The sequence below is a fragment of the Terrisporobacter othiniensis genome (assembly GCF_000808015.1).
GTDB classification, from domain to species: domain Bacteria; phylum Bacillota; class Clostridia; order Peptostreptococcales; family Peptostreptococcaceae; genus Terrisporobacter; species Terrisporobacter muris.
Map to the genome: position 1 here is coordinate 1 of NZ_JWHR01000080.1, position 20,799 is coordinate 20,799.

General features: G+C 27.9%; 18 protein-coding genes. 17 read left to right on the forward strand and 1 reads right to left on the reverse strand.

Going from position 1 to position 20,799, the window contains the following annotated elements; genetic code table 11:
* The 4 genes from QX51_RS09080 to QX51_RS09095 all read left to right on the forward strand — a co-directional run.
* A partial coding sequence (locus QX51_RS09080) for a PAS domain-containing protein (protein WP_039679595.1) occupies window positions 1–745 on the forward strand: 745 nt, incomplete at its 5' end.
* Window positions 746–790: 45 nt separating this feature from the next.
* On the forward strand, window positions 791–2,281 hold the full coding sequence (locus QX51_RS09085) for a PAS domain-containing sensor histidine kinase (RefSeq protein ID WP_052232968.1): 1,491 nt from the start codon (window positions 791–793) through the stop codon (window positions 2,279–2,281).
* Window positions 2,282–2,585: 304 nt separating this feature from the next.
* On the forward strand, window positions 2,586–5,222 hold the full coding sequence (locus QX51_RS09090; protein WP_039679596.1) for a cation-translocating P-type ATPase: 2,637 nt from the start codon (window positions 2,586–2,588) through the stop codon (window positions 5,220–5,222).
* A gap of 209 nt (window positions 5,223–5,431) precedes the next feature.
* The gene (locus tag QX51_RS09095; protein WP_039679597.1) at window positions 5,432–6,796 is read left to right on the forward strand and encodes an MATE family efflux transporter; all 1,365 of its coding nucleotides are present in this window, start codon (window positions 5,432–5,434) and stop codon (window positions 6,794–6,796) included.
* A 134-nt stretch (window positions 6,797–6,930) separates the two neighbouring features.
* On the opposite strand, the gene QX51_RS09100 is transcribed toward QX51_RS09095, so the two are convergent.
* Window positions 6,931–7,359 (reverse strand): hypothetical protein, encoded by a 429-nt coding sequence (locus QX51_RS09100; RefSeq protein ID WP_039679598.1) that lies wholly within the window; start codon window positions 7,357–7,359, stop codon window positions 6,931–6,933.
* Window positions 7,360–7,563: 204 nt separating this feature from the next.
* On the opposite strand from QX51_RS09100, the gene QX51_RS09105 reads away from it, so the two are divergent.
* The 13 genes from QX51_RS09105 to QX51_RS09165 form a co-directional block, all read left to right on the forward strand.
* Entirely contained in the window at window positions 7,564–8,070 is a 507-nt protein-coding gene (locus tag QX51_RS09105; protein WP_039679599.1) for a nitroreductase family protein, read from the forward strand.
* Window positions 8,071–8,081: 11 nt separating this feature from the next.
* A complete protein-coding gene (locus tag QX51_RS09110; protein WP_052232969.1) occupies window positions 8,082–8,747 on the forward strand; it encodes a Crp/Fnr family transcriptional regulator in 666 nt (221 codons plus the stop codon).
* Window positions 8,748–8,952: 205 nt separating this feature from the next.
* A complete protein-coding gene (asrA, locus tag QX51_RS09115; protein WP_039679601.1) occupies window positions 8,953–9,957 on the forward strand; it encodes an anaerobic sulfite reductase subunit AsrA in 1,005 nt (334 codons plus the stop codon).
* On the forward strand, window positions 9,958–10,749 hold the full coding sequence (gene asrB, locus QX51_RS09120) for an anaerobic sulfite reductase subunit AsrB (RefSeq protein ID WP_039679602.1): 792 nt from the start codon (window positions 9,958–9,960) through the stop codon (window positions 10,747–10,749).
* Between the two features lie 12 nt (window positions 10,750–10,761).
* Window positions 10,762–11,730 (forward strand): sulfite reductase subunit C, encoded by a 969-nt coding sequence (gene asrC, locus QX51_RS09125; protein WP_039679603.1) that lies wholly within the window; start codon window positions 10,762–10,764, stop codon window positions 11,728–11,730.
* 23 nt (window positions 11,731–11,753) lie between these two features.
* Window positions 11,754–12,557 (forward strand): formate/nitrite transporter family protein, encoded by an 804-nt coding sequence (locus QX51_RS09130; RefSeq protein ID WP_039679604.1) that lies wholly within the window; start codon window positions 11,754–11,756, stop codon window positions 12,555–12,557.
* 174 nt (window positions 12,558–12,731) lie between these two features.
* Window positions 12,732–14,462, forward strand: coding sequence for a PAS domain-containing sensor histidine kinase (locus QX51_RS09135; RefSeq protein ID WP_039679605.1), 1,731 nt, complete (start codon window positions 12,732–12,734; stop codon window positions 14,460–14,462).
* Between the two features lie 110 nt (window positions 14,463–14,572).
* A complete protein-coding gene (locus QX51_RS09140; protein WP_039679606.1) occupies window positions 14,573–16,972 on the forward strand; it encodes a DUF2207 family protein in 2,400 nt (799 codons plus the stop codon).
* A 42-nt stretch (window positions 16,973–17,014) separates the two neighbouring features.
* A complete protein-coding gene (locus tag QX51_RS09145; protein WP_039679607.1) occupies window positions 17,015–17,563 on the forward strand; it encodes a LemA family protein in 549 nt (182 codons plus the stop codon).
* 274 nt (window positions 17,564–17,837) lie between these two features.
* Window positions 17,838–18,599 (forward strand): DUF2812 domain-containing protein, encoded by a 762-nt coding sequence (locus QX51_RS19470; RefSeq protein WP_052232970.1) that lies wholly within the window; start codon window positions 17,838–17,840, stop codon window positions 18,597–18,599.
* Window positions 18,600–18,623: 24 nt separating this feature from the next.
* Entirely contained in the window at window positions 18,624–18,950 is a 327-nt protein-coding gene (locus tag QX51_RS09155) for a PadR family transcriptional regulator (RefSeq protein WP_039679608.1), read from the forward strand.
* Entirely contained in the window at window positions 18,937–20,259 is a 1,323-nt protein-coding gene (locus QX51_RS19475) for a DUF2812 domain-containing protein (RefSeq protein ID WP_052232971.1), read from the forward strand. Before QX51_RS09155 ends, QX51_RS19475 begins: the two co-directional genes overlap by 14 nt.
* A gap of 158 nt (window positions 20,260–20,417) precedes the next feature.
* On the forward strand, window positions 20,418–20,799 hold a 382-nt coding region (locus QX51_RS09165; RefSeq protein ID WP_039679609.1), incomplete at its 3' end, for a rubredoxin-like domain-containing protein.

The window sequence follows — 20,799 nt, forward strand, 5'->3', positions numbered from 1 at the left end:
CTATTATTTATCAAAAAAATATAGAATTTGGATTAATATAGGTGATATGAATAAGATATTAAACATAACTGACAATTATATAATAATTTTAGATAAACATTTTAAAATTAAATTTTGTAATAAAAAAGCATTATTAAAAACTAAATATACCTTAGGAGATGTAGAAAATAGTAAAGCTGAAAAAATTTTAGATATTAAAAATTTAGATATAAATAAATTATCTAAAGACTCAAGCATAAAGTTGGATTTACAACTATATTCCAAGGATATAGAAACAATACCAGTAAGCAGTGAAGTATTATTAGACAATTATAATGGTGAAGAATCTATTTTTATAATTGCTAAAGATTTATGTGAAAAGACATATACAAGAGAACATTTAGAAAAAATTCTAGATAATTTAAAACTTAATTGCTGGCTAAAAAATATGAATGGTGAATATATATTTGTCAATGAATCTTATGCGAAAGAATTAAAAGACAATAAATTAAACATATTAGGAAAGAATACTTCTGATTATTGGGACACAGAAATGTGTAACTTATTTACGAATATGGATAAGGAAGTTAAGAGAAGTAAAAAGTATCAATTAATAGAAAGTTATTCAAAAAATGAAGATTCAGAATTATGGGTGGAAACATATAAGGCCCCTATATTTGACGAAAATAATGAAGTTAAATACATTCTAGGAAGTACAAAAGATATAACTTTAAAGAAAAATTTAGAAAATAAAATATTTACATAGAATAAAGAAATAAATAATTTAAATAATATTCTAAGTGAAAGTATATTGAATTATTTTGAGTGTGATTCAACAGCTATATTATTAGTGAATAAGGAAAAATCAGGGTTTGACTATATTGTAGAATGTGGACTATCGGAAGAGTATAAATTACATGATGAATTGATGAAAATGAGTTTATACAATATAGAATTTAATGGTGAAACCTTTGGATATTTACTAATAAAATCCTTAGAAAATAATACATTAAAATTTAATAAATATGATTACTTAAAAACAATTTCAGAAAACACAGCAATCATAATAAAGAGTTATATATTATCTGAAGAATTACAAGAAGAGTTTGATAAACGTAAGGAAATAGAAAGTGAACTAAAACTTTTTTTAGATATTTCAGTAGACTTAATAGCAAGATGTGACTCAAATGGAAAATTTGAGTATGTCAATAAAAACTGGATTAAGACATTAGGTTGGAATGAAAATGAGTTATTAGACATGAATATATTAGATTTAATTCATGAGGATTTTAAAGAAAAGTATTTAGAAATAATTAATAGTAATAAAAATGATATGGGAAGTATAAAGATTAAATTAAGATGTGCAGATAACATTTATAAATGGGTAGAATTAAATTATAAGCTTGTTAAATTAGAAGATAAAATTATAATTACAGTAAAAGATATAAGTGATCAAAGAAAGCAAGAGAAAGAAAGAAAATTGCTTGAAGAAGCAGTTCATATAGAAAGTCTAAAAAATGAATTCTTTGCAAATATATCTCATGAATTTAGAACTCCACTTAATATAATTTTAGGTACAATGCAACTTATGAAGCGTAATATAGATAATAATAAAATAACTTGGGATAGTAGTTTAAAATTAGAAACTCATATAGATTACATAAAACAAAATTCATATAGATTATTAAGACTAGTAAATAATCTCATTGATATTACTTCCCTAGATTCTGGTTACTATAAGTTACAATTAGGAAATTATAATATAGTTGATGTAGTAGAAAATATAACTTTATCTGTAGCTCAGTATATTAAAGATAAAGGCTTAAACTTAATATTTGATACAAACTGCGAGGAAAAAATAATATCTTGTGATCCAGATAAAATTGAAAGAATTATGCTAAATTTATTATCTAACGCTATAAAATATAGCAAAGAAAATGGGGACATATATGTAGAATTATCTGTTGATGACGAAAAAATTAAAGTACTTGTTAAAGATAATGGATTAGGAATATCACAAGATAAAGTGGATGTAATTTTTGATAGATTTAAGAGAATTGATACTAAATTAAACAGAAAATGTGAAGGAAGTGGTATTGGTTTATCTTTAGTAAAATCTCTTGTAGAATTGCACCATGGCAATATATACGTAAAAAGTGAATTGGGAGTAGGTTCGGAGTTTATGTTTGAATTGCCAGTTAATATTATAGGAGAAGAACCCAGTATTATCTTAGAAAGAGAAATCTCGAAAAGTTGCCAAATAGAGAAGTGCAATATAGAGTTTTCGGATATATACTCATAATAATTTAACTAAACTTTAACAAATAAAAACTTGCATAAAATTTAATTTATGTTTATAATGTTTACAAATAAGAAAATTCCCGTGAAGGGGAGTAGCTTTCACATTATTGTGATAATCAGTCGTCAGAACGGAGTAAAATCCCGGTTGATTAGCGAGTTTAAACTTGTTAGCAAGACCTTCAGAGTAGTTTTATCTACTTTGTTGGTCTTTTTTTATTACAAATTATCACTTTTATTTAATAAAATCTAGAAATTGCTAGATATATTACGAAAAGTTAGTTTTATAATAATTGGGAGGAAATTATATGTTTTACAAGGAAACAAGTGAAAAAGCTATAAGACATTTTGATTCTAGCTTAGAGGGATTATCTCAAATGGAGGTTATGAAAAGGTTAAAGAAAAATGGATTAAATGAACTTAGAGAAAAAGAAAAGACACCAACTTGGAAGTTATTTTTAGAAAGTTTTAAAGATCCATTAGTAATAATACTTTTAGTTGCAGCTTTAGTACAAATATTTTTAGGAGAAGTGGTAGAATCAGTAATTATATTTGCCGTACTTATATTAAATTCTATTCTAGGTGTAGTTCAAACTAAAAAAGCAGAAGGGTCTTTAGATAGTTTAAAGCAATTATCAGTACCAAATGCAAAAGTAATTAGAGATGGACTTAAAATCACAGTTCCATCAAAAGATTTAGTAGAGGGAGACATTGTTGTTTTAGAAGCTGGAGATTATGTGCCAGCAGACGGAAGAATAATTGAAGCTCAAACTTTTAAAGTAGTAGAAGGTATGTTAACTGGAGAAAGTGAGCCAGTGTTAAAACATGAAGATAAAATAGATGAAGAGTGTGCTTTAGGGGATCAAAAGAACATGGTATTTAGTGGTTCTATGGTTGTTTATGGTAGAGCAACTTATGTAGTTACTGCATGTGGTATGAAAACTGAAATAGGAAAAATAGCAGATTTATTAGATAATGCAGAAAACAAAGAAACACCACTTCAGAAGAAGCTTGATGATTTTGGAAAAAAACTTGGTGTTGGTATAGTTATATTAGCAAGTTTAATTTTCTTAATTCAAGTTATTAGAGGGGCAAATGTGGCTGATTCATTTATGTTTGCTATTGCAATAGCAGTCGCAGCAATACCAGAAGCTTTATCTTCAATAGTAACTATTGTCTTGGCTAAAGGTACAAATACAATGGCTAAAAAACAAGCAGTTATAAGAAAATTACCAGCAGTCGAAACTTTAGGTTCAACAAGTGTAATATGTACTGATAAAACTGGAACACTTACACAAAACAAAATGACTGTTGTTGACTTTTATATGTATGGCGATGAAGAAAAAGTATTAGCAACTGATATAGGTGAAGAAATAGCTTTATCTAGTAACGATGATATAGCATCAACACGTGACCAAAATGAAAGTGAAATAGCTTTAACTTTAGCATCAACTTTATGTAACGATTCAGATATAACAGATGAGGGTGTGGAAATAGGAGATCCAACAGAGGTTGCTCTTATAAATCATGCAGATAGAAATAATATAAACTATAAAGTATTAAGAGAAAGATGCAATAGATTAAATGAGCTACCTTTTGACAGTGATAGAAAATTAATGTCTACAATAAATCAGGTAGAAGATAAAGTATACATGTTCACGAAGGGTGCTCCAGATGTGATTTTTAATAGATGTAAATATGTATTAGATGATGGGGATGTAGTAGCAATTAATGATGAAATTATAAATCAATTTAAAAAGGCAAATGAAGATTTCTCAAATAAAGCACTAAGGGTTTTAGCATTTGCTACAAAGGAAATTGAAGATAAAAACTTTGTTCCTACATTGGAAGATGAAGATGAGCTTATTTTAATAGGACTAATGGCAATGATTGATCCACCTAGAGAAGAGGTTTACGAAGCAGTAAAAGAAGCAAAAGAATCTGGAATAAAAACAGTAATGATAACTGGGGATCATAAAACTACTGCAGCAGCCATAGGTAGAGATATAGGAATAATGGAAGAAAATGATTTAGCTCTTACAGGTAAGGAGCTAGATGATTTAACTGATGAAGAGCTTGATGAAAAACTAGAACATATTTCAGTTTATGCCAGGGTTTCTCCTGAAAACAAGATAAGAATAGTAAAAGCTTGGCAGAAGAAAAATAAAATAACTGCCATGACAGGAGATGGTGTCAACGATGCCCCAGCACTTAAGCAAGCAGACATAGGTATAGGAATGGGAAGTGGAACAGAAGTTGCGAAAGATGCTTCTGCCATGGTACTTTTAGATGACAATTTTGCTACCATAGTAAATGCCATCGAAGTGGGTAGAACAGTTTACAATAATATTAAAAAATCAATCACCTATTTATTTTCTGGAAATTTAGGTGGAATAATTGCCATATTATTTGCAGTTATTGCAGACTGGTCAAATCCATTTACTACATTACAATTATTATTTATTAACTTGGTAACAGATTCTCTACCAGCTATAGCTTTAGGTTTTGAACCACCAGAAAAAGGAATTATGAAAAATCCTCCAAGACATCCTGATGAAAGTATTTTAGCTGGAGGAACTTTAAAGACTGTATTATTTAGAGGTAGTGTAATAGGTATTGTTACAATATTTGCTCAATATATAGGACTTCTTGAATCGCCTGAAATGGGAACAGCGATGGCTTTTGCAACACTTACACTATCTAGAATAGTTCAGACATTTGCATCAAGATCAAATACTGAAACAATATTTAGCTTAGGTATTAGCAGTAATAAATATGCATTAGGTGCAGTTTGTATTTGTTTAGTAATGTTTTCTTTAACATTATTACCTTTTATGAGAGGGATTTTTGCTATGCCAATGTCATTTGATATAATAAGTTTAGGTATTTCCTTTGGTCTTGCTATAGTTGCAAGTTTAGTTATGGAAGTTAGTAAAAAATTATAAACATATAATTAAAAAACTGGTGACTTTTTAGTCATCAGTTTTTTTATCAATTAAGTTACTTATTTTTTATTTAATTAATCAATAGATAAGGGGTCATTTCAAACTATTTATTTTATAATAATATTAATTTTATAATCCTTTTTATTGACTATCCATTAGCAGGATAGTTTATTATAGAATAAGTTAAATTGTTTTGAAAGGAGACTTTTATGGAAAATTCATTAGAAAAGAAAGTCACTCTGACTTCTTTAATAAAATATACCTTACCTACTGTGGTGATGATGATGTTTTTTTCACTATACACTATAGTAGATGGAATGTTTATATCTAAATTTGTTGGAGCAAATGCACTTTCTGCCACAAATATTGTTTATCCTGTAATAAATATATTAATAGGAATCGGGGTTATGTTTGCCACAGGAGGTAGTGCTATAGTGGCGAAAACCATGGGTGAAAATAAAAATGAAGATGCAAGAGAGTACTTCACTCTTATTACAATAAGTGCTATTATAGTTGGAGTTGTTGTTGAAATCATATGTATTATTTTTATGAAGGATATAATATATGCACTAGGCTCAACTGAGTCATTATATTATAATTGTAAAGAATATCTATTCTTTATGATAATTTTCACACCATTTATAATACTAAAACTTTATTTCGATTACTTTTTAGTAACTGCAGGTGTAGCAAACTTAGGGCTTTTAAGTTCAGTTGCTGGTGGTATTTTAAATATAGTTTTAGATTATGTGTTTATTGTTGAATTTAATATGGGTGTTAGAGGTGCTGCCTTAGCCACGTGTATAGGATATGTTGTACCAAGCTTAGTAGGTATAATTTATTTCTTCAACAAAAAGAACTTACTACACTTTGTGAAGCCTAAATTAAATATGAAAGTTATTTTAAGAAGTTGCTCAAATGGAATGTCAGAAATGGTAACGCAAATATCATCTGCACTTACAACTTTTTTATTCAATATTGTAATGATTAAATTTCTAGGAGAAGACGGAGTAGCAGCAATTACTATAATGTTGTATATACAATTTTTATTAAATGCAGCTTATTTAGGATTTACTTCTGGAGTGTCACCTAGAATAAGTTATAATTATGGAAGGCAAGATGAAAAACAGGTGGAAAACTTGTTTAAGTACAGCCTTATAATAATTTGTGTATTTGGTATAGTAACATTTTTTATGTCTAGGGCCATGTCAGAAATATTAATATCATTATTTGCTGAAAAAGGAAGTTCATTATTTGATATAAGCCATAATGGATTTATGATTTTCTCGATGGCTTTCTTAGTAGCAGGTATTAATATATTTGGTTCAGGGATGTTTACTGCTTTTTCAAATGGGAAAATATCAGCTATTCTTTCTCTTATGAGAACCTTTGTATTTTTCTTAATGGGTATATTTATATTACCTAGAATTATGGGTGTAAATGGAGTTTGGTTAGTAGTCCCTTTTGCAGAAGTTTCTACTATGATAGTTTCTTTAACCTTTATGTATAAGTATAAAAAGGCCTATTTATATGACAATGCATTTGCATTTAAAAGAAAAGTAAGTGTCAGTTAATTTTCAAAAATATATTTAGTTGATGAAGATGATATTTATAGATATGTTTATGAGAAGAGATAATATATAAAACAGGGGTGTATCAAAAATGATACGCCCCTGTTTTATATGTTAATTTAAATAAAGTAAGCTAATTAATTCCAGTTTTTCCACTCTACAACAAAGGCAATACCTGCACTAAGTAAAGCAAGGCCTATTCCTATATATACGGCAGCCCAGCAAAGGGGATTTATAAAGTGAATAGATCTAATAGTAATACCAAGACCCATCATAAATATCATTATTACATAACTTTTCACATCAAAGAATGAAAATAAACATAATTTATCTTGTTCTTTTGCAGAAATTCTATTTTTGTGTTTTTTTACTAATTTTATGAAAATAAAATTAAAAAATACATAAAAAGTTATAACAGCAACTGCTAGCGAAATAAATGGATGTATTGATGAAGTAAATAATACATCAAGCCCAAGTTTTGATACCATACCACCGGCAAATATCCAAACTAATCCTGCTATAAGTAGTAAACTTCTTTTATTACATCTAGGTGTAAATAATTCCATAATATCATCTCCAATTTTTAATTATATAACATTTATACCCTATTATGTAATAAATAAAACAAATTAAAAATTTCCTATTTAGTAAAAATATTCCTTATGCTTATTACAAACATGTTTTATAAATATAATAAATTTGCTAGAATAATAAGGGATAGACTTAATTAAATTATATTGAATTTTAAAGCTGTTGTAGGGGAGGATAAAATGTTAGAAGCTATAAAAAATAGGCGTTCAATAAGAACATATACAGACAAAGAAGTGGAAGAAGAAAAAATAATTGAGATTTTAAAATCGGCAATGCAAGCACCTTCTTCTAAGAACTCTTCACCTTGGGAATTTATTGTTGTAGATGATAAAGAAATTTTAACAAAATTATCTAAGACTCATCATAAATCAAAACAGATTAAAGATGCAAAGCTATGTATAGCAGTTACAGGAAACAAAGAAAGATTTTTTAAACCTGGAAAATGGATACATGACTTGGGAGCATGCACACAAAATATTTTATTAGAATGCACTAACCAAGGTTTAGCTTCATGTTGGATAGGAGTCCATCCTAAGCGCAAGGTTATGGATAAAGTCAGAGAAGTTTTGAACTTACCTGAAAATTTAACTCCCTACTCTCTTGTTTCAATAGGTTATAGTGACGAAGAAAATGAATTCGTAGATAAGTTTGATAAAAATAAAATTCATAGAAATAGATTTGAATAATGGGTAGCCATATGGATAGTATAGAATTGTTTCAAAATATTAAGGAAGAGAGTAAGATTGAACTAGAAAAAATCCTTAAAATTAGAAAAGTATCAAAGAAAGAAATTCTTTTTTATGAGAGAGATATGGTGGATAAAGTTTATTTTATTAAAGAGGGTAAAATATCTTTGTTTAAAATAAATGAAAGTGGAGAACGAAAAATAATTTTCATTCTTCCAAAAGGTCAAATGATTAATGATGTTTTTATAGATGAAAATAAAAGCAGTGCTGTATCTTGTGAAGCTTTTGAAAACAGCACTCTGTTAGAATGTTCTTCTAAAGATTTTCTTAAAATTATGGAAAATGATTTTACTTTAACTAAAAATATATTAAATCATATGCAAAATATAAATAGAAGACTTTATAGACAGTTGAAAAACTCCATATCAATAAGAATGGATAAAAAACTTGCGGCTAAGCTTTATAGAATGGGTAGAGAATTTGGTATAAATAAGGGTGAATGGACTTTAATCAATGCTAATTTAACCATAACATATATTGCAGATATGCTTGGTTGTAAAAGAGAAACTTTATCTAGATCTATGAAGATTTTGCAAGATGAAAATTTAGTGAAAATAGAAAATAAAAAAATGTACATTAAAAAAGAAGAATTATCTTCTTACTTTAAAAGCACATAAATTAGATAAAAAATAATATTGAAATGTATATTCGAGAAAATTTTAAAATAGAATGAAATAAAAGCACTTATTTTAAGAATAGGTGTTTTTTTTTATTAAAAAAATAAGATTCATAATTTCTTCACAATTTTGTGATTATTATCACAGACTTTGGGTAGATCAAAATGCTATTATTTTTTTAACAAGATAAAAGAGAGGAGAATATATGAAAATTAAATTAGATAAACAAGTATTTAATCAAGGTTTAGAAAGATTAAAGTTAGAATACAAAATATTAGCACCAGTTACAAAACCATTTAAAGGGACTTTCTCTGACACAGATTTAACTAAATATGAAGAAATAGAAAGAATAGAGGATATAGAATTTAATAAAAAATCTAACTTCTCAGCAAAAGAAGTAATATTACCAATAAATCAAGTACTTTTTTATTTCACTGAAAAAGACTTTAAAACAAGTGATCAAGATGATAAAAAGTTATTAGTTTTTCTAAGAGCATGTGATTTAAATGGAGTAAAAAGATTGGATCAAATTTACTTAGAAAATGGACTGGAAAAGGATTTCTTCTATAATAGGTTAAGAGAAAAAGTAAAATTTGTTTTAATAGGGTGTAGTGAAAGTTATAGAAACTGTTTCTGTGTAAGTATGAAGTCAAATAAAGCAGAAAACTACTCTATGGGATTAAATCTAAGAGAAGATGTAATTTACTTAGATATAAAAGACGATGATTTAAACATATTTGATGGTGAGGAATGTGAATTTGAAGTAGATTATGTGAAATCAAACAATATAGAAGTGCAAGTACCAAGAAATATAAATCCAGTGGAATTATCAAAACATGAAATATGGAATGAATATGATGCAAGATGTATAGCTTGTGGAAGATGTAACTTTGTATGTCCAACATGTACTTGTTTCACAATGCAAGATATATTCTACAAAGAAAATGAAAGAGTGGGAGAAAGAAGAAGAGTATGGGCATCATGTCAAGTAGATGGATATAGTGACATGGCTGGTGGCCACTCATTTAGAAAGAAACAAGGAGAAAGAATGAGATTTAAAGTAATGCACAAAATCCATGACTTTAATAAGAGGTTTGGATATGATATGTGTGTAGGATGTGGAAGATGCGACGATGCATGTCCACAATATATATCATTTTCAGAGTGTATAGATAAAGTTAAAAAAGTAGTTAATGAGGAGGAAAAATAAATGAATGCATATATGCCAGTTGCAGCAAAAGTAATAGACATAGTAAAACATACAGAAATAGAGTGGACTTTCAGGGTAGAAACTTCTATTAAAAATGTACTTCCAGGCAAATTTTATGAAATATCAATACCAAAGTACGGAGAGTCTCCAATATCAGTAAGTGGATACGGTGAAGATTATATAGATTTTACCATAAGAAATGTGGGGAAAGTAACTAGCGAATTATTTAACTACAAAGTTGGGGACAAATTTTTCATAAGAGGACCTTATGGAAATGGATTTGATGTAAGTTTATATGAAGGAAGAGAAGTTGTAGTTGTTGCTGGGGGAAGTGGATTGGCACCAGTTAGAGGAATAGTTGAGTATTTCTACAATAACCCAGATAAATGTAAAAGTTTTAAATTAATAGTAGGTTTCAAATCTCCAAAGGATGTATTATTTAAAGCTGATTTAGAAAAATGGAGTAAAAAGCTCGATATTCTTATAACAGTTGATGGAGCAGAAGAAGGATACGAAGGTAATGTTGGACTTGTAACAAAATATATACCTGAGTTGAATATTGAAGATATAAACAACATGTCTGCCATAGTTGTGGGACCACCAATGATGATGAAGTTTACTGTGGGAGAATTCTTAAAAAGAGATTTAGATGAAAAAAATATATGGGTTTCTTATGAAAGAAAAATGTGTTGTGGAGTAGGAAAATGTGGACACTGTAAAATGGATGACACATATATATGCATAGATGGTCCAGTATTTGATTATTCTTATGCTAAAAATCTTATAGACTAGGGGGGGAAGATAATGTTAAGAGATGTAAACACTAAAAAAGTAATGAAAAATGCTTATAGAATTACTAAGCAAAAGTATGAAACTTCTCTAAGAGTTAGGATTCCTGGAGGATGTGTAGATCCAGAAAGTTTAATGATAGTTTCAAAAATTGCAAATGAATTTGGTAATGGTCAAGTTCATATTACAACTAGACAAGGATTCGAAATTCTTGGAATAAAAATGGAAGATATGGAAGCAGTAAATAAAATAATTCAACCAGTTATAGAAAATATGAATATTAATCAAGAAGTGAAAGATGGTGGTTATCCAGCAGCAGGAACTAGAAATGTTTGTGCGTGTATAGGAAACAAAGTCTGCCCAAAAGCTCAATACAACACTACTGAATTTGCAAAGAAAATGGAAAAAGCAATCTTCCCAAATGATTTACATTTTAAAGTAGCTTTTACAGGGTGTCCAAATGATTGTATAAAAGCAAGAACTCATGACTTTGGAATAATTGGAATGACACTTCCTTTATATGACAAAGATAGATGCGTATCATGTGGCGCTTGTGTGAAAAAATGTGAAAAACTATCAACTGGTGCTTTAAAAATGGAAAACTACAAAATAGTAAGAGATCATGATAAATGTATAGGTTGTGGAGAATGTACACTTAACTGTCCAATAAGTGCATGGACTAGAGATGAAAATAAATACTACAGACTAGTAATTATGGGTAGAACAGGTAAGAAAAATCCAAGACTAGCAGAAGATTTCTTAATTTGGGCAGATGAAGAATCTATTATAAAAATAGTTTTAAATACTTATAAATTTGTTAAAGAATATATAGATTTGAATGCTCCAGGAGGAAAAGAGCATATAGGATATATAATTGATAGAACTGGATTTATGGAATACAAAAAATGGGCTTTAGAAGGTGTGGAATTTGCAGATATAGTTAAAGTGAACGAGAATATTTATTGGAGTGGAATTAAATATTAATCATATAATTAGGAGGGGTTATTATGCATAACGAAACAGTATTGAAACTAACGAACGCAGCAAAAAACAAAATAAATTTATTGAATAAGAGTAAACTTAAGTACTTAGTATCAGCAGCATTCGCGGGGCTATATGTGGGACTTGGAATCATATTAATATTTACAGTTGGAGGACTATTAAGTGCAGTGAACTCTCCTGCCACAAAAATAATGATGGGAGTATCATTTGCAGTTGCACTATGTCTTGTAATAATGACAGGAACAGAATTGTTTACGGGAAACAATATGGTAATGACTGTGGGAAGATTAAATAAAGGTGTTTCTACAGGAAGTATGAGTAAAGTTTGGATATTTAGTTTTGTGGGGAACTTACTGGGATCCATATTAGTTGCGGCATTCTTCGTAGGAACTGGTCTTGTAAATGAAGGGGCAGTAATGGAATTCTTCGCAACAACATCTATAGCAAAAGTATCGGCACCGTTTATGTCACTATTCTTTAGAGGTATTCTTTGTAACATATTAGTGTGTGTAGCAGTTTTATGTTCATTTAGAACTAATGACGATACAGCAAAAATATTGATGATATTCTTATGTTTATTTACATTTATAACTAGCGGATTTGAACATAGTGTGGCAAATATGACGATTTTTTCTGTAGCTTTAATATCACCTGCTATTCAAGGGGCTACTTTAGCAGGAGCTATATATAACCTGGTTGCAGTAACTCTTGGAAATATGGTTGGTGGAGTTTTAGTTATGGGACTTGGAGTTTATATAATGGGAAGTGAAGATAAAGAAGAAAAAATATCGTCTATTAAAGCAGTATAATTTATTTAAAATAAAATATTAAAATAAAAAATGCTATATAATATAGATATTTTAATTATCTATTTATATAGATTTTTTTGTTCTAAATATAAAATATACGTGGAAAATAAGCTATTTTAATTCTATAATAATTTATAAAGGAATATTTTATTTTTTATATAGGGGGACGTTAATGTGGAGGAAGTGAATATATATAAGAATTTAAATGATATAAATACATTAAAATCTGATGAAGGTGTAAAAAAGGTTGTTGGGAATATTTGCAAGGACTTAATGGAATATACGAAAGCAAATGGAATAACTATATATATTTATAATATGAAAAAAAATGTTTTAATTCCATATATAGGATTAGGGGATGGAAAAGAATATATTAGTAAATATACTGAGATTAATATAGCTAAAAAACAACTAGAAACAGTAAATTTGAGAGGAATAGAATTATATCCTGTAAATAGAGTTAGTGATTTTATAAATGCCAACAGAGCTAATTATAATGAACTTGAAAAGTTTGATGATAAGAACTTTTTTAGAAGCTATAAACTTTCTGCAGATGATGAATTTATAGGAAGTTTGAATATTACATATGACCCAGAAAACGTATGCAAAAATGTGGATTCTGATTTGGTTCTTGGTGCATGTAAACTAATTTCAATAATTATTAGAGGGTGGATTTTAAATAAGGAGATAATAATAGAAAATAAAAAAAGAATAATAATGGAAAATGAGCTTGATGACTATTTAGATAAATCTATAGATTTATTTTCCATATATAATGTAAAAGGCAAACTACTGAAAATAAGTTCTAGTTGGACTAAGGTGTTAGGTTGGAGTAAGGAAGATTTGTTAAATAGAGATATATATAAGAATATTCATGTAGAGGATAGAAAAGTTATAAAGCATTTGAATGAATATTTACATAATTCAAAGAAAAGAAAAGCTAATGCAAAAGCAAGATATCTTTGTAAAGATGGAACTTATAAATGGATTTATTGGAATATAGAGTATTCACAAAAAAGTAATGCTTATATTGTTACGGGTAAGGATATTACATATGAAGTAAATGAAGAAAAAATGAAGAAAAATCTAGAGGAAAGAGTAAAGTTAGAAGCTATGAAAAATGACTTTTTCACTAACTTATCTCATGAGTTTAAAACACCTCTAAACATTATCTTAGGAACAATGCAAGTTATGCAGCAAAGAATTGACAATAACATTGCAATATCAAATGATGATTTAGTTAGATACTTAAAAAGTATAAGACAAAACTCTTACAGGGTTTTAAAATTAGTGAATAATCTAATGGATATTAATAAAATGGATATAGGGTATTATGATATTCATCTAAGTAACAATAATATAGTTAATATTATAGAGGATATATGCTTATCTGTAGCTGAATATGCAAGAAATAAAAATATAGAGCTTATATTTGATACAGATTGTGAAGAAGTTATTATGGCATGTGATCCAGAAGCAATAGAAAGAGTAATGTTAAATTTATTATCTAATGCTATTAAATATACAACAGATGGAAATGGAAAAATATTAATTAATATAAGAGATGATAAAGAATTTATTTTTGTTAGCGTTAAAGATAATGGGAAAGGAATACCAAAAGACAAACTAGAAGTTATATTTGACAGATTTGGACAAGCGAATACTAATTATAAACAAAAGTGTGAAGGTAGTGGAATAGGATTATATCTTGTTCAATCAATAATAAAACTTCATGGAGGCAGTATAAATGTTGAAAGTGAAGAATATGAAGGGTCTATGTTCACTTTTTCTATGCCCAAAAATTTAAAAGCTGACGATGAGAAAAAAAATATTTCTATAATACGTGAAAAAAACAATTTTAATATAGAAAAATGTAAAATAGAATTTTCTGATATATACAATTAGAAAGTTAAAGTGAAAAATAATAAAATTGAGGGGAAATTCAAAAAAGATATACCATAGATTTGAACTATGTTACTATTTATAGTGAAATAAATTTGAAAGAGGGGGAATGGATGAGAAGGTTCAAAACAAGCGTGTTATTTTTGATTTTTATGTTAATGTTCATAAATCTAATTACTTTTAAAGCTTATGCAGAACAAGATGATGGTTATTATATAAAAAATATGGATGTAAATGTGGATGTTAATGATAAAAGAGAATACAAAATAACAGAAACTATAGAGGTATATTTCAATGAAGATCGCCATGGAATCATTAGAAATATTCCCACATCTACAAGACTGGAAGATTATAATATTAAAGATGTATCTGTAGAAGGAGCACCTTATGAGATAGAAGATTCTTTTGACATGAAAATAAAAATAGGTGATGAAGACGAAACTATAAGTGGAGATAAAACTTATAAAATTACATACACCATAGAAAATTACAACGAAGAAAGACCCGAAGGAGATTACATTTATTTAAACGTTTTAGGAAATCAATGGGACACAAATATTGAAAATTTCACATCAACTATAACTTATCCAAAAGAAGCAAATTTAGAAAAATTAAATGTAACAGATGGTGAGTATGGTAGTAACGATTCTATAAATGTTAAATATAAAGTAGAAAACAATAAAATTTATATCAATTCAATAAAAAATATACAACCTTATAAGTCAGTCACAGTAAATGCAATGCTAAATGAAGGAGCTTTTAAAAATGCTCCAGTAAAACAATATCCATATACAATTAGAAATCAATTAATAAATATTAATATAACAGATGATAAAAAATATGAAATTCAGCGTAATTTCCAAATAGAAATGAACAAAGATTATACAGGGGAAGAGTCACTTACAATCGACTTATTAGACATGATAAAAGGTGAAAATTTCTATTTGTTAGATATGAGTGTGGATGATAAAAATGTATCCTACAATGAAGAAGATGGGACTATTACCTTAGATAATAAAATGAATGAATATAATTTTAAAGTAACTTATACTATTGAACCTAGACTTAGTGATGATATTGTTTTTAAAATAGTAAGCCCTCATCTAGATGGAAAAATTGAAAATCTTAAAGTAGATCTAAATTCACCATTTGCCATAAATGATGCTACTGTGGACTTTAGTGAGAAGGGAGCAAATTTAGGTACAGACAGATTTAACTTAGATGAAAATGATAAAAATGTGGTATTTACAAACAAAAATACAATATACGTGGGAGAAGATGTAAAACTAAATCTTCAGATAGACGAAAGTCTATTTGTAAGACCTTTACCCATATCTGCAAACATAGTTAAATTTGGATTACCATTATTTTTACTTATAATTACATTTTTATTTTTTAGATTCAAAGATAAAAATCCTATAACACCAGTGGTGGAATTCTACCCGCCAAGATATATGAATAGCGCAGAAGTGGGCTATGCTTTTAATGAAAGTATTAGTAACTCTCAAGTGACTTCTTTATTATTTTACTGGGCAAGTAAAGGATATATAAAAATTATTATGAAAGAAAAAGATAAGTTCACCATAGAAAAATTAAAAGATATTGATAGTAATCATAAATACTATGAAAAAAAATTGTTTAATAGCTTATTTAAATATGAAAATGATAGAAGAGTAACTGGTGAAAAATTAAAAACTTATTTTGGAGAGGAAGTAAGTAAAGCAACACAAAGTGTTAAAGAAGAATTTAAAGGTAGTAATAAATTGAGAGATAGCTCTTCGCAAATAAGAGGATTTTTATTAAGCATAATATCAGCAATACCTATAATATCATGTATGATGGTAGCTAGAGAGGTGGATCATGGTTCTGTAGGGGGATATGTTATGTTTAGCATATTCATACTAATTATACATTTAGTATTTTATTTGATTTTTTATATGCTGTTGAAAAAAAGACATGGATTAATGAAAAAAAATAAGAAAATAGCTAGTATTGTTATTGTTAGCTTCATATATTTAATTATGATAATTTTCCCATTTTTATTCACAGATTTAGATGCTTTAATAATCATAGTCAGTATAATAGTATCTCTAATTGGAAATATCTTAAGTAGTTGTGTTCCGAGAAGGAGTGATTATGGAAAAGAGTTATTAGGAGAGATTGTAGGATTTAGAAACTTTATAGAAGTAGCAGAAAAAGATAGATTAGAAGCTTTGATAGAAGAAGATCCAGAGTATTTCTACAATACACTTCCTTATGCGCAAGTTCTTGGAGTTACTAAAATATGGGCAGATAAGTTTAGAGATGTTTCTATGGAACAACCATCTTACTATGATACTTATTATCCATTAAATAATTATATGGCTTTAAGCATGTTTGTAAATGATTTGAATAAAGTGGAATCCACGGCAAGTCAATATATAGATACATCTTCTTCAAGTAGTTTAGGAGGATTTGGTGGTGGTGGATTTAGTGGAGGAGGCTCTGGCGGTGGCGGTGGCTCAAGCTGGTAGAGCTTAGTTAATATAAGGTTTAAAATAAATGGAGGTGTAACAATGATGGGGATTATTATTGTAGTAGTTGCAGGAGTTGTAATAATATGGGGTGCTGCGACATATAACAAACTTGTATCACTTAGAATGAACGTTAAAGAAGGATTCTCCACAATAGAGGTATTTTTAAAGAAAAGATATGATCTTATACCAAATTTAGTAGAGACAGTAAAGGGATATGCTACTCATGAAAAAGGAACATTGGAACAAGTTATACAGGCCAGAGGAAACGCAATTTCAAGCTCTCCAAAAGATAAATCAAAATATGAAGGTGAATTATCCAATGCCTTAAGTAGATTGTTAATGATTTCTGAAAACTATCCGGATTTAAAGGCTGATTTACAATTTATAAATTTACAAAAAGAATTACAAAATATAGAATCAGAGATAGAAAAATCAAGAAGATATTACAATGGAACAGTAAATAATCTTAATAAGGTTATTGAAAAGGTACCAAGTTGTATAATTGCTAGTTTGTTTAAGTTTAAGGAAGAACCATTCTTTGAATTGGAAAATATAGAAGAAAGACAAAATGTTCAAGTTAAATTTTAACTTTAGAGATAGGAAAAAAATAAAATTAGAGAATAGAAATTAGATAAAAAAGTCATTGGAAAGAAGAACCCCAATGACTTTTTTGCATGAAAATATAAGTAATAAAATAATTTATATTTAAAGTTAGCAATAAATAAATTGGATATAATTGACAATATCGATACACGATGTTACGATTTAAGTAAAAATATCGTGTATCGATATTTAATATATAGACATAATGCTTTAATCATAAAATGAGGAATATAAATTTAAAAATATTTGGGGGAATTTTATGAGAACAGGAAGAGATACACTTGTAAAGTTTATCACATTTAAAGAAAATGAATGTGAAGCTATAGAGCAATACTTGGAAGAAAAAGCATTAGAGGGATGGATATTAAATGATATAAGTTGTAGTTTTTTTATATTTAAAAAATCACAACCAAAAGATTATAAGTTTAGTGTAGATATATTTACAGATCTAAAGACAGGTGAGTATATAGATTTCTGTGAAGCTAGTGGATGGCAACATTTATGTAGTACAAATCATTATCTTATATTTTTTACAGAAGATAAAAATATTACACCTATACAAACTGATGAAGAAATTGTATTAACAAAAGTAGGAAGAGCTATGGCTATAAATACATTCATATATATTTGGATTTCTTTTTCTATGGTGAATAATGCTTATAATACTTTTTTTGTTCCAAATTTAGAATATAGTAAAGAAATATATGGCAATGATTACGTATTTATGATTCTTATTTGTGCAGTGTTTACTATTTGTCCAATTATTGAGATTATAAGAAGTGGTTTATGGTATTTCAAATTTAAAAAATTAGTAAGCTTGAATGAAAATGCTAATTATCCAAGTCTTAAGGCGTTAAAAGTAAAAAGCATTTTTTTGAATTTATACATAGGTACGCTAATAATAGTAATGATTGCTTTAGTGGGAGACTTGGGATATTTAAATACTTATGTATATACAGGATTTGTTTTACTGTTAATAGTTATATCTGTAAGTAAAGCATTTAGAATAATTAAAGATTAAAATATTTTAGTAAGGGTGGTATAAATGGCTAGAAAGCAATTTCAAACACTATCAGAACCCATGTATTATATATTATTGTCACTTACAAGTGAATGTTGTGGTGTAGACATTATGAAGAAGGTGGAGGAAATTTCTAAAGGTAGAATATCTGTAGGTCCAGGGACTTTATATACACTTCTTGGAAAGTTTGAAAGTTCGGGAATGATAAAAGAAACAGCAGTAGAAGGTAGAAAAAGAAGTTATATAATAACAAAAGATGGATATGAAGCTTTAAAAGAAGAATATATAAGACTTAAGTCAATGGTTGATGAAGGCAAAAATTATATGGGAGAAAATTATGAGAATAAGTAAAAATACATTTATTAAATTAATTACTATAAGAGAGCATGAATGTAATGCACTGGAAAAGTACTTGGAAGAAAAAGCATTGGAAGGATGGATACTACATGATATAGTGTGTGGATTTTTAGTATTTAAAAAGAGAGAATCACAAAAAATCAAGTTTACAGTAGACATATTTACAGATGCTAAGAAGGATGAATATATAGAATATTGTGAAGCAACAGGATGGATGCATTTACTTCAACATAATAAATATTTCATTTTTTATACTAAAGACCAAGACATTACACCTATACAAACTGATGAAGAAATAGTATTAAAAAAAGTTAGAAAATCTATTCTGAGAAGCGTATTATATAATATTTTTCTAATTGGATTAATGATATTTAATTTATCTAGTGGTGAAAAATATGGATATGGCTTCTTTAGTGAGATATCAAGTAATAGTGCTTTATTTGTAATGATATCACTAAGTATAATTATTATGGGTGCTTTGATTCTTACAATAAAGGATGGATTATGGTATTTAAAATCTAATAGAGCTTTTAAATTGGGTGAAAATATAAATTATCCAACTTTAAAAGAATTTGAAGTAAATGCTGTTTTTTCAGAACTATATATGTGCATTTTAGCTTTAATGTTTATTAGTTTGATGGGAGATTTAGGTATTGATAAAGGTTATATATATCTAGCTATTTTTATACTATTCTTATCTATTTGTATAAGTAGGTTTATAATTATAGTACTTAAAAAGTATAAGAAAACAAGTAGAATACTAGGCGTTCTTATATGTGCCATTGGAATATTTATATCGACTCATATTATATTATCAGGAAAAGAAATGATTAATTATGTGAGGGATGAGAATAAAACTCCTATTATGACCATAAATGATTTTATAGATATGAAGACAAAAAAGGAATATTTATATTTTGAAAGCTCACAGTCTTTTTTAGCAAGTTCTTATACTTACTCTTATGATGAGATGAATTATGATATAGAATATGATGATAGGGAAGCTATGGATGAACAATACAATGATGAAAGTAGCGGATATTATTTTGATTATGAAATATGTAAAAGTAAGTATGATTGGATAATTGATAAAACTTTTGAATCTTATTTAAAGAGATATAAATACTACGAGTATGATGAAGTTAAAGATAATAATTGGGATGCTTTACAAGTATACAAAGATAATCAATACAATAGTGGGTACATACTTAAATACAAAGATAGAGTGATTTCAGTTTCTGGTAGTATAGATTTTAGTAAAGAAAATATAGAATTTATAAAAAATAAATTACTTAAATGGTAGACATAAAATAAATTTTGGAGTTATATTTTAAAAAAGTTTTAAATTTTTGTTTAGAGTAAGAAGTGGCGGGTATATATAAATTATAAGTAAGAATTAACATTTAAAATTAACTACTAAAATTAAAATAATATAAATGGAAAATGGGAGGATATATAAAAATGAAAAAATTTGTTTGTACAGTATGTGGTTATATACATGAAGGGGAAACTGCTCCAGAAGTATGTCCAGTTTGTAAAGTAGGAGCTGAAAAGTTTGAAGAAATGAAAGGTGAAATGAAATGGGCTGATGAGCACAGAATAGGTTCAGCTCAAGGAGTAGATGAAGAAGTTTTAGAAGGATTAAGAGCTAACTTCGTTGGAGAATGTACAGAAGTTGGAATGTACTTAGCTATGAGCCGTCAAGCTGATAGAGAAGGATTCCCAGAAGTTGCAGAAGCTTACAAAAGAATAGCTTTCGAAGAAGCAGAACATGCTGCTAAATTCGCTGAATTATTAGGAGAAGTTGTAGTTGCTGATACTAAAGCTAACTTAGAAGCAAGAG

Bases quoted from the DNA above. Each gene is read 5' to 3' on its own strand.
- QX51_RS09090 (WP_039679596.1), top strand. From the start codon at position 2,586: ATGTTTTACAAGGAAACAAGTGAAAAAGCTATAAGACATTTTGATTCT.
- QX51_RS09095 (WP_039679597.1), top strand. From the start codon at position 5,432: ATGGAAAATTCATTAGAAAAGAAAGTCACTCTGACTTCTTTAATAAAA.
- QX51_RS09100 (WP_039679598.1), bottom strand. From the start codon at position 7,359: ATGGAATTATTTACACCTAGATGTAATAAAAGAAGTTTACTACTTATA.
- QX51_RS09105 (WP_039679599.1), top strand. From the start codon at position 7,564: ATGTTAGAAGCTATAAAAAATAGGCGTTCAATAAGAACATATACAGAC.
- QX51_RS09110 (WP_052232969.1), top strand. From the start codon at position 8,082: ATGGATAGTATAGAATTGTTTCAAAATATTAAGGAAGAGAGTAAGATT.
- asrA (WP_039679601.1), top strand. From the start codon at position 8,953: ATGAAAATTAAATTAGATAAACAAGTATTTAATCAAGGTTTAGAAAGA.
- asrB (WP_039679602.1), top strand. From the start codon at position 9,958: ATGAATGCATATATGCCAGTTGCAGCAAAAGTAATAGACATAGTAAAA.
- asrC (WP_039679603.1), top strand. From the start codon at position 10,762: ATGTTAAGAGATGTAAACACTAAAAAAGTAATGAAAAATGCTTATAGA.
- QX51_RS09130 (WP_039679604.1), top strand. From the start codon at position 11,754: ATGCATAACGAAACAGTATTGAAACTAACGAACGCAGCAAAAAACAAA.
- QX51_RS09140 (WP_039679606.1), top strand. From the start codon at position 14,573: ATGAGAAGGTTCAAAACAAGCGTGTTATTTTTGATTTTTATGTTAATG.
- QX51_RS09145 (WP_039679607.1), top strand. From the start codon at position 17,015: ATGATGGGGATTATTATTGTAGTAGTTGCAGGAGTTGTAATAATATGG.
- QX51_RS19470 (WP_052232970.1), top strand. From the start codon at position 17,838: ATGAGAACAGGAAGAGATACACTTGTAAAGTTTATCACATTTAAAGAA.
- QX51_RS09155 (WP_039679608.1), top strand. From the start codon at position 18,624: ATGGCTAGAAAGCAATTTCAAACACTATCAGAACCCATGTATTATATA.
- QX51_RS19475 (WP_052232971.1), top strand. From the start codon at position 18,937: ATGAGAATAAGTAAAAATACATTTATTAAATTAATTACTATAAGAGAG.